The sequence below is a fragment of the Enterobacter sp. PTB genome (assembly GCF_051130085.1).
In the GTDB taxonomy this organism is placed as follows: domain Bacteria; phylum Pseudomonadota; class Gammaproteobacteria; order Enterobacterales; family Enterobacteriaceae; genus Enterobacter; species Enterobacter ludwigii.
Window position 1 is genome coordinate 153181 of sequence record NZ_JBDKEE010000013.1, and the last position, 9798, is coordinate 162978.

Consider the following 9798-nt stretch of genomic DNA (forward strand, 5'->3'; position numbering starts at 1 on the left):
TGATTCCCAGCAGAAATGAAGCAATAAAAAAACCAGCCATAACCGGCTGGTTTTAAAGAGTATTTTTGGTCGCACGAGAAGATTTGAATTTATTGGTTATGTGTATGATTTTATTTAATGTAATTAACTTTGTAATGGCATCGTATAACTTAACGTATAACATCAGCTCAAAGTCATCATGATTTAGGCCAATAACACCCTTGCCCGAAATGGTCTCTTAACACCAGAGATCCGATCAGTTTAAGAAAGCATTTTTTGCACAAATACAACGCAGGAGTTAGCATTATTTGACATACACGCTAGCCCGAAAAAGGTTCCCATTATCCTGTTAAAAAATGTCTGAATGGTATCCTCGGCAGGTTAACAGAACAAAGATGTTCGCTCCCCCGGTTGTATGAGGCATGGGACATTGCTATGGGACATGTTCCGTAAAATGTCCCACGGACTAAAGAGCATAAATCCAGCCGCAACAATACTTACAGAAGATTATGCATAAGTATGCGCGTGGGACATGGGACACAAAATCCAAAATTTTTAGCTGGGAATGTCCCACGGTGCGCAATGCTCGTGAAATAAAAAACAGCCAGGAAGGACCCATTTTTGATCTCCTCCCGCGATTTGTTTTTCCCGAAAAAAGAAGCCCCACCTTTATAACCTGTTACCTGCGTGATAAGCAGCCGTTAGGTTACCGACTGTTCACCAGTACCGCCGGACGGTACGCACCGAACACCCTAGGCTTTCCGCCGTCAGTACCTGCGTTAGCCCTGAACGCTTGCAGCCCTGCACAGCAGTACGCCGCTGTGCTCTTATCTGCCTGAAACGTGCCGCACCAGCCGCTGCCCGGCGTTTTTTCTGCACATACCGGATGTCCTGCTGTCGGTCCCTTTCGGCTTCAGCGGCGACAAGGGTTTTTCGGGCTTCGCGGTCCTTCGGGTAGCTGTAGAACCAGTCCCGCTCACAGTACCGGGCGGCTTTCTCCTTGCCACGCTTCGCTTCTGCCGTCAGGCGCATAATCACCCTGTCGGCGGCCTGGCTGCGCTCCCGCAATTTTCTGACGGCTTTTTCCGTTACGCCAAAGTGAAACGCCACCCGGCGATTACTCATGGCCCGGTGCAGGGTCAGCACCGTCCGTAACACGTCGGTAAGCGTCGCCTCCGTCCACCAGATCCCCTTAAACCGGAAGCCGTTTTCAGCATCGGCTAATGCCTTCATTTTTCACCTCTCAGCGCGTCAATGGCAAAAATTAACAGGCGGACACCAGACCCCAAAAAGTCCGCGGAAGTATGTGAACGGTGGAATGCGGGTTACAGCCGGATGATACTCCGAGATTTTCGGGCTGTAAGCCGCCTCATTCCTCATTATTTCCCGTGATTCCGCACATTGCCGCTTCACCTCTCCGAGAGATCGAAAAAATGCGGCATTTCGTCTTTTCTGGCAAAACTGCAATTTCCTGCCCGCAGGTCTGCTATGGCGCGGGATAACCTGTTTCTGCGACATTTCCACTATGTGGATCATTCCCCGTCGCTTTACAAGGATGTTTAATCGTTCAAAAAATGTTCATCACCACAGCCCCTGATGCTGCCTGAATTTTTTCCGGGTCCTTTCCGACATGTCGGCCTCATGCGGGGCGGCAGCGTCGCAAGCTGGCGCGATTTATGAGCCTTTTACAGAGGCTGGTTGTTGTTTAGTTGTTTTGCCGCAGCCCTTGCCACACGCGATTTTCGGAAATTAATACACCAACCAAAGCAATTTAGAGTCAGGTTCAAAATCATCGGCGCGGCGTTGCTGGTCGCTTCCACTCGAACGGCCCGGCGGTCATGTGGTCGTGGTGACGCTTTCTCGCGGCGGCGATCTGCATTATGACGGCTTCAATGGTCTTTCTGTAATTCCGTTGGCTGGTGGGCGTTACAGTTAATCACTCAGGTGGTCTGTCGGTAGCTGGATGGCCTGTTAACATGTTTATAGGCTGTTAACATGTTAATACCCCATTAGCACAATCAGAAATGCCATTTTTACCAAACAAAATCATGAGGATAGAGCATAAATCACGGGCGCAGCCTATTAACATGTTAATATCTTGCAAAAGGGGATTTTTTCTGTGCGTGAGAGGGGGCGCGGTGTCTGTGGCTGGCGCGGTTAACGCCCGGTTATTCCCCCCCGGCGTGCCAGCTATGGCGAACAACATTGACGGTATGAGACAAACACGACACCGTTCAGAATGCCCCTGGAAAACGTCTCCGCAGAATAACCAGCTTACGCTGCCAGAACAGGCTTTCAAACGCACGCAGCGCTTCCTGCTGCGCTTCAAAGGTACGCCAGTGCATTCCCTTTGGTTTAAAGAACAGATTTGCAGACAGTCCGAGGTTCATTAACTCCGCGTAAGGCTCACTCGTTCCCCACAATGCCAGGCGCTTACGGCGCACTGCCCGCATCATTCGGTGCTCTGCGTCCTCGCTCTGGCTTTCATAGTGCAGATCCCAGCATTGCCGACAGGCCACATCCTGACGACCAATATACAGCTTGCTACAGCGCCGGGCGCACCGGGGGCATGCATACCAGTAGCGGAGTCCATAACCCGCCTGTGTGGCAGTCAGCTCCAGAGCGTGGGCTTTGCCGCCGATGGAAAGGGTATAGCCGTCTTCATCGCGGAAAGCATACAGCCGCCCGCTGGCGGTATCCGTGTAAATCTGCCTCCCCTGCGGGGCGTTCTCCAGATTTAAGCGGATGCGGGCCAGAAACACCGTACCAGTGCAGGGAAGTTCCGTTGTGTACTGCCGTCTTTGTCTGCGCAAGGCTGCCTCCGGTTGACACTTTTACGGGTTCGCCAGAAAAACATATACGAAATTATATGGCAATTCTGACCTTTTACTGCGCACTTTACACCTGACACTTTTCCCGCAGGAGCAGTCCCGGCGGGGCTTTGCGGCTGGTTTACACTGTGCAGCCCGTTTCGTTTTTGCGCAGTTTTCTGAATATTCGCATTTTTCCCTGACACTTTAATGGGTAACACATTGTATTTAATAGCATTAATTCGGAATGGATTGCGCAAAAAAGTGTCAACCTTCCGCAGCTGCGTTATTGTCCGTCATCTTCATCGGAGTCAAAACGGTCAGCGTAGACTGCCTGTACGCTGGTCACGAATGGCTCTGACAGCGCCGCCAGCCCGGCCTTGCTGACGTTCGTGAGGTCAGCATCATCCAGGCGCTTTGTGACCACCAGCCAGCGGAGAAAGGTCAGCGCTTCAAGCTCAAAGAACGGGGAGTCATAGCGGCTGATAACCTTGTCCTGTTCCGGGTCGTAAAGCTCAATGCCGATAATGTGCTCTTCGTCGCCGTCAATATCCACGGTGCGCACTTCCAGCCCCAGCGCCTCCGATGCGTCAAGCACCCGCTCCCGCAATGCGTCCTCGTTGTCGGCGGGTGGATACACATCATCGAGCATCCGCACCATATCCGCCGCCTCCTGCACCGTCACAGTAAGCGTCTGGTCACGGGCATCAGATAAATCCCCGTCGTTTGAGAGCATCGCCGCCCTGGGCGAAATCACCAGCTTTTTATCCGGATCATGCCACGGGTGAACGGGCTGGCAATTTTTCAGCTTCTGCTCTGAGGCCTCCACATCGATTTTTGACCCCACCAGCACAAGCTCACCTCTGGCGATACGGTCATAAACGGTCTGGCGGCTTATGCCCTTGTGCCGGGCATAGGCGGTTTTGGTCATGAGCACTCAGGAGATCCTCAATACTGGAATGGTGATTTTTGTGGTTACCGGGACAGATAAACTACCATTAAAGATTACACTACATTTTATTTTCTGAATGCTCGGTTTTTGCCTCTCCTTGAGTGGTTGTCATAGCGTTCAGCCTCAATATCCAGTGATTATTTTTAGCCCAATATAAAAAGGACTGCCGAAGCAGTCCCTGGAATAACTGAACTGAAATATATTACCACTTGTATCCAATGTTAATGTTGAAAGTATTCAGGTGGTTATTGTCACTGTTTATGGTATCAAAACTTGTTCTCTCATATCCTGCATTAACCATGATATCATATGGCAGATAAAAGTTAAGACCCATGCCATACATAAAGTTAGTGCTATTGTTATCTTTGTGCCAGTAACTATCGCCAGAACTCAGATACGTGGATTTGTATTCATTGCTAATGTGACTAAGACCAAGCAGACCATATACCCCGATATAGTCGCTGACCTTATAGCTTGGACCTACCCCAAAGGAATAATAAGAGGTGGTTTGTTCGTTTTTTAATTTTATGTTGTTATCAGTTGAAAAAGAGTCATTATCAGAATGCATGTACGTAAATGAAGTTATTACACCTAAGGCATCATCCCACCTATAACCGTATTTAACATTAAAACCTTTTGGGCTGTTAATGTCGCCTGAATTTCCAAATGAATAACCTATTGATGATTCTAATGTACCAGCATAAGCAGGTGATAAAAAAATGATCGGGAAAAGAACTAAAACAACTAGTAATGACACTTTGCTTTTCATAATGACCTCTTCATTAATGGTTATAATTGCTTCCCAACCATTTCAATTAATTTAAATTATCAGGCGTTACCAACAAGGATAGTCACGCAATGAGTAGTTTCTCCACCACTTGATGAGCTGCTGGTTACTTTAATTGTTGGTGATGCGCCTGACTCGATGAATCCGGTCCAGTTATTACACTCGATCGAACCTGCATCAGCTTTAACTTTCGCAACAACAGCACCGTTAACATAGAGTTGTAGCTCTGAAGACTGTTTAAGATTTTGAGTAACAGCAAGTAGCAATGGTACGGCGATAGCGCGACGAAACGCCATTGCGGGGATAGTAACGGATTCGCCGGAGTTAAGGTAGTATGTATCAGTAACTTTCATTTGTAATTCCTTTATTGGTTTAATGGTTGTTTAATTAACGCTAATAATAAATACATGCCTTGCCTGAAAGGCAATTAGGTATCGTAATAACGGGACTTGTTACTTTGACAATGAAATTTTGTAACGAATCATTTCATTGGTTTGAGCGTTAAATTATTTATTGCATTAAACTTTAGACGGTCTGGCGGCTTATGCCCTTGTGCCGGGCGTAGGCGGTTTTGGTCATTAACATAAATAAAGTCTTTCGTAATCTATATAATATAAAAACCAGATTTTTATTTTAGCATACACACATATTTACACATAAAAAAGATACTTTTTATTTACAAGAACAGCATAAGGAAAAGGGTCTAAAAGAAGACCCTTAAATCGGTGAGTTCAGCTTCGAAGAACAACGTTAACTCGTTATCACATTTTAGTTAAAATCAATCCATATTCACGCCATTATTTTTAAAATGTGGATCATCCGATGGATCACCATCACCTATAACTTTAAATTCATTATTTTTAAAATTATAAATTTTATATTCACACTTATCATTGTTCGGATTCGGTGCCCGAAGTGATGTACCGTTCATCCATAACAATGTGCTGTCACGATAAAAAAATGGGAAATCGGCCATTGCCCCCGGTGGAGGGGGATCATTCTCGTCTTCAGGTGAATAAACTGCGCAACCTTGCGCTAAACTCGGATGACTCATATCGTTTTCATTTGATATAAATACAGGTAGTTTTGATACAATCATCCCCGTAATTTTATCAATAACCCAGCCACATAATGGGGCGTCAGCTCCGCACTCATTTGGCAAGTTGTCACCGTAATCAACATACACTCTATAATGTCCAGCATAGTTCACCTCGCTTGCCAGTTGCTGTTGCATAATGTGCTTCCACTTAGATGTATAGCCATTCTGTTCATTGGAAAGATGCAGAACGTTGGCAAAGGGGCCACGACTAACCTTTATTTTATAATTATCAGATTGAGGAGTTCCATAAGCTAACGGGATTGCACAGAAAAAGAAAAAGCTCAATAGTGATTTATTTGCTTTCATTTTTCGATTCCTCAAGTGAATTAATCATGTCATCTGGCATTATAAATGCTTTATTCAGCCCATCACCTTTATAATAAGTTACACCATCCTCTATGGCGTAACGTTTTTTAGGTATAGTATGACCATGTTTATCTTTGATCGGTTCACCATCTGGAGTGCGTTCAATCGCGTGCCTATCGGGGCTGATTGGTTGTCCTTGCTTAACCCCTACGGATGCAAACTCCTGTGCACAGGCATATGCAGCATCCTCCACACTGCCACTCCCCTCTAAATAAGAAATAATAGATGGTCGTTTGACTTTGATAATATACTCATTAAAAATATGGTCCTGTGTTGATTCATCATACAAAGCATTTACATCCAAATTCAGGTGTTTTACAGCTTCTTTTAATGGATCTGTGGTTATTTGAAATCGTCCGGTCGCAAACATATCGTTATTTCTCTGTGCAATCATGACCTGACCGATTGTCATTGAGGTTAATGTGGTATTGCGGTAAACCTCTATATGAACCGGGTTTGGATGCGGATACGTCCTATTATAGGTAGTGTAATCGTTTTTCGATTCAGCATGACCAATCAGATCCGCAAACGGGCTGTGCGCCCAGCTTTTCGCCATACGCACACCCACCGCGTCCAGAAACACCAGCGGGTGCATGTACCATGAGATCGCCTCCATGCCCGGCACCTGCGCCATAAAATTCATGTTCTCGATGCAAAACTCCAGATACTTCTGCTCTTCCGGGTATTTCTTCGCCCTGTCCATGATGGGCTTCCATACTTTATCATCCTTACCCGCATACCATTCGCCAGGGTGCTGCACGATGGTTTTGTACAGCCACATCCGGTATTCCGCCAGGTGAATGCTGTGCACAAAATCATCACACATATACGGGTGCGTGTTGTCAGCATCAACCAGGTCGATCAGTTCCTGATACCAGCCTTTAAATTTTTCATTACCGGGCCGATGGTCACGCGCGGCCTCGTCGCGCTGACGTACCAGCAGCAGGCGGGTCAGCCTTTCAGCCGGACGCCAGCCCGACATCAGATCAAAGGTGCCGCTGGTGGCCCGTAAAGCTTCAAAGCCCTGTCCGGTGAGATCGTACTTTGATACCCGCTGCACATCCCCGGCAGCCAGCCACATGCCATAGTTCGTTACGCAGTAATAGGCTGGCTTACCCTCCACGGTTTCCACCTGTACATCAGTCAGAGGAACCACGCCATCGGTCATGGCGGTGAATCCCGTATCGCGTATTTCCCCATTACCGCCCTTCTGGTACGCCTTCACGCCCTGTTTCCATGTCAGAACCGACGGTGCATCAGCCTCCACCAGCTCGGGGTTTGACAGGAAGGGCACCAGATTATCATCTGCTGACAGGCATTCGATATGCACCTGGTAGCCCGATGTGTGCTCATACAGTCCCGGCGTCTGGTAAAACCCCATATGCCCCAGCGTTTCACCTGCACGGACCGGGATGGGACTGTCGGCGACACGTACCACATCAGGCTCTGGCTTTCCGGTTTTTCCCCACCACGGCGGGGTGGCGGGTTTTCTTATGTGGGCTTTCTCAAGCGTCCCCGGCAGGTCCTCAAGCCAGACCGCATCATGTTCTTTCAGCGCGGTGCCATGCACATCGCGGGTCAGCACCACGCGGGCAAAGTGTCTGCCGTCCGCCGTGGTGGTTTCTTTGACCTTGACCACCAGCGTACCCGGCGGCAGGGTGCCGAAAAAATCACCGTTATCGAGCATGTATTGCCCCGGTGCCAGTTCGGCGGGTTTCAGGACCTTATAAAATGAAAAATTCTCGCTTCCGGTGTAAGCACGGACCGGGGCAAGGTGCATGTAAAGGGTGTAAAACGTCAGCCCGCTAAGTGCAGTGGGTCCCGGCTGTACATAGTGCCGGACCAGCACGAAAGAATCAGAAAACACCATATCTTCCCGATTTTCGCGGGGCAGGGTCAGATAATTACGGCGCAGACGGTACGCCACTATCTCCCCGTCTGCCATACAGCGTATTGACTGCTCGCCGTTCATCGGGCGGGGATTATTGTCGTGCTCCGCTCTGGCTTCGCCGCTCAGTGCGCACCACGGCGTGGTTTTATCGGTAATATGAATGCCACCGTGCCACGCTCCCGTGCTGCCCGTCAGAAACAGCCCACCCGACTCCGCGCCAAGGTGGGCAATCATTTCTTCGAGATTGTTAAATTCACTGCCCCATGCATCCTTCGTGACCGGAAAGGCCACGCGTAGCGGTTTCTTCGGGGAGGGGCGTTGTGGTCGTGCGATATTCTCCATGTCGTGGTGCTCCTGCATCATGGCGGTGTTAATGAGAAAAAACGGAAGCGGTACGGCGACCCACAAAGACGTACAGCGGCGGTATGTCATCCACCGGAATAATCAGAATGCAGTCGGTGAAAAGAGGTTGCGGCGTGACGGTGAACGTACTGCGCGCCGTGGGATCATGATGTGGTTTTAGCGGGATAACCTGCCCGTCAGCCTGACCGGGAGCCGTGCTTTCGCTGGTGGCGGTATTATCAGAACGCCAGTACAGCGTCAGGGGTATCCTGCCCGGCAGCGTGGCTTCATACTGGCGGGTCTGCGGGTTCAGGCGCATCAGCAGAACGGGAATACTGTCCTGCCCGCAATATTTCGGCGTGTGATACCCCACAGGAACAGTCGTACCGTCGCGCCCGTCCTGCCAGGTGAAGCGAACGCGCGTCGGCGCGGCCTCGTGACTGGCCGCCTGCCGGGTCAGTTGCTCCTTGTCCAGATAATCCCGCCGCGCCTCTGCGGCATCACGCTTGCCCGGCATCATGCCAATCAAAATCCCGCCATGTGCATCAGGGCTGCTGACTGACCACGCCCCCGGCGTACAGAAAGCGCCGCCGTAATGTATCAGCGCGGTGGCATGATTACCGGACACGTCATCATCCGGTGGCGTGCTGGTTGCCGCCGATGGGGCCGCATTCGGCCCCGGAGCCTGCTCCGGCGAAAACAGCTTTTGATACCACGGCGCATTATCCGGCTGTGGGGAGAACGCTCCGGCAGACGGTTCATGTTGCGTCTGCGGTGCCTGTGCGCTATTGCCACCGCCAGCTATCTGTTGGAACAGGCCGAACGGCGCGAAATGCGTCTGTGACTCCGGGGCCGTTCCGGCATCCGTGCACCCTTCGCCGCGCAGCGTGGATTTGGCAAATACGCGGTCATGCAATTGTGGGCTTAAGCCAATCAGCGGGGCTCGGGCAAGCACCGCCTGCGCCGCACAGTCATGAATCGGGGAGTGATACGGCGTATCACCAATGAAGACGTTATTACTGCCTGAGATAATCACGCCGCCGCAGCCGGATTCATCACCAATGCGGGCGGCGGGTTTACCGTTAAAAGATACCGTGGATGAACCTTTCGCCACCTGACGTTTATGAACACCGTGCGGGCTGCCCGGACAGGTACAGGCATGAATCTCACATTCATCACCCACCCGTAAGGCGGGCCGTCCGTTGATGGAGATATCCGGGCTACCGGATATCGCCGGGGTTTCGGGAAAACAGTCGTGACTGCTGGCAATGTCACCAACGCGTGCAGCTCCTGGCATAATATCAGCCTCCATAGCGTATTGTTTTGCAGGGGCAGCCTGTACAGGCTGCGGGTAAACCCGCAATCCTACGAACGGGAAGCGCTCTCCAGGAAGCGACAAACTGTAAGCCAATGCAAGGGATGTTTCGGTCAGGCCTGGTGTTTCATGGTGCAGGCTCTCAGGCAGAAGAAACGCGCGAAGGGTAAGCGCCTCGTTGAGGACGTAGAGTAAAATTTAGTTTACAGGCAGGCTGACGTTCCAGGGCAACAGCTCTTTCACGCGGTTGGCAGGCC

The 9798-nt window shown here is 50.0% G+C and carries 8 protein-coding genes; all 8 read right to left on the reverse strand.

Features of this window, described 5'->3' with window-relative positions; genetic code table 11:
• Positions 1–696 precede the first annotated feature (696 nt).
• The 8 genes from AAIR21_RS17015 to AAIR21_RS17050 all read right to left on the reverse strand — a co-directional run bounded on the left by AAIR21_RS17015 (position 697) and on the right by AAIR21_RS17050 (position 9523).
• Entirely contained in the window at positions 697–1212 is a 516-nt protein-coding gene (locus AAIR21_RS17015; RefSeq protein WP_025203614.1) for a hypothetical protein, read from the reverse strand.
• 1001 nt (positions 1213–2213) lie between these two features.
• Complete coding sequence (locus AAIR21_RS17020; RefSeq protein ID WP_025203615.1) at positions 2214–2792, reverse strand: hypothetical protein; 579 nt, start codon at positions 2790–2792, stop codon at positions 2214–2216.
• Positions 2793–3075: 283 nt separating this feature from the next.
• Complete coding sequence (locus tag AAIR21_RS17025; protein ID WP_025203616.1) at positions 3076–3720, reverse strand: hypothetical protein; 645 nt, start codon at positions 3718–3720, stop codon at positions 3076–3078.
• 223 nt (positions 3721–3943) lie between these two features.
• A complete protein-coding gene (locus AAIR21_RS17030) occupies positions 3944–4510 on the reverse strand; it encodes an Ail/Lom family outer membrane beta-barrel protein (RefSeq protein ID WP_025203617.1) in 567 nt (188 codons plus the stop codon).
• Positions 4511–4569: 59 nt separating this feature from the next.
• On the reverse strand, positions 4570–4881 hold the full coding sequence (locus AAIR21_RS17035) for a hypothetical protein (protein ID WP_025203618.1): 312 nt from the start codon (positions 4879–4881) through the stop codon (positions 4570–4572).
• 425 nt (positions 4882–5306) lie between these two features.
• On the reverse strand, positions 5307–5933 hold the full coding sequence (locus AAIR21_RS17040) for a hypothetical protein (RefSeq protein ID WP_025203619.1): 627 nt from the start codon (positions 5931–5933) through the stop codon (positions 5307–5309).
• On the reverse strand, positions 5920–7920 hold the full coding sequence (locus AAIR21_RS17045; protein ID WP_131631876.1) for a hypothetical protein: 2001 nt from the start codon (positions 7918–7920) through the stop codon (positions 5920–5922). The genes AAIR21_RS17040 and AAIR21_RS17045 overlap by 14 nt, the downstream gene beginning before the upstream one ends.
• A 334-nt stretch (positions 7921–8254) precedes the next feature.
• Positions 8255–9523: an S-type pyocin domain-containing protein gene (locus AAIR21_RS17050; protein WP_025203621.1), complete on the reverse strand. Its 1269-nt coding sequence runs from the start codon at positions 9521–9523 to the stop codon at positions 8255–8257.
• Positions 9524–9798 lie beyond the last annotated feature (275 nt).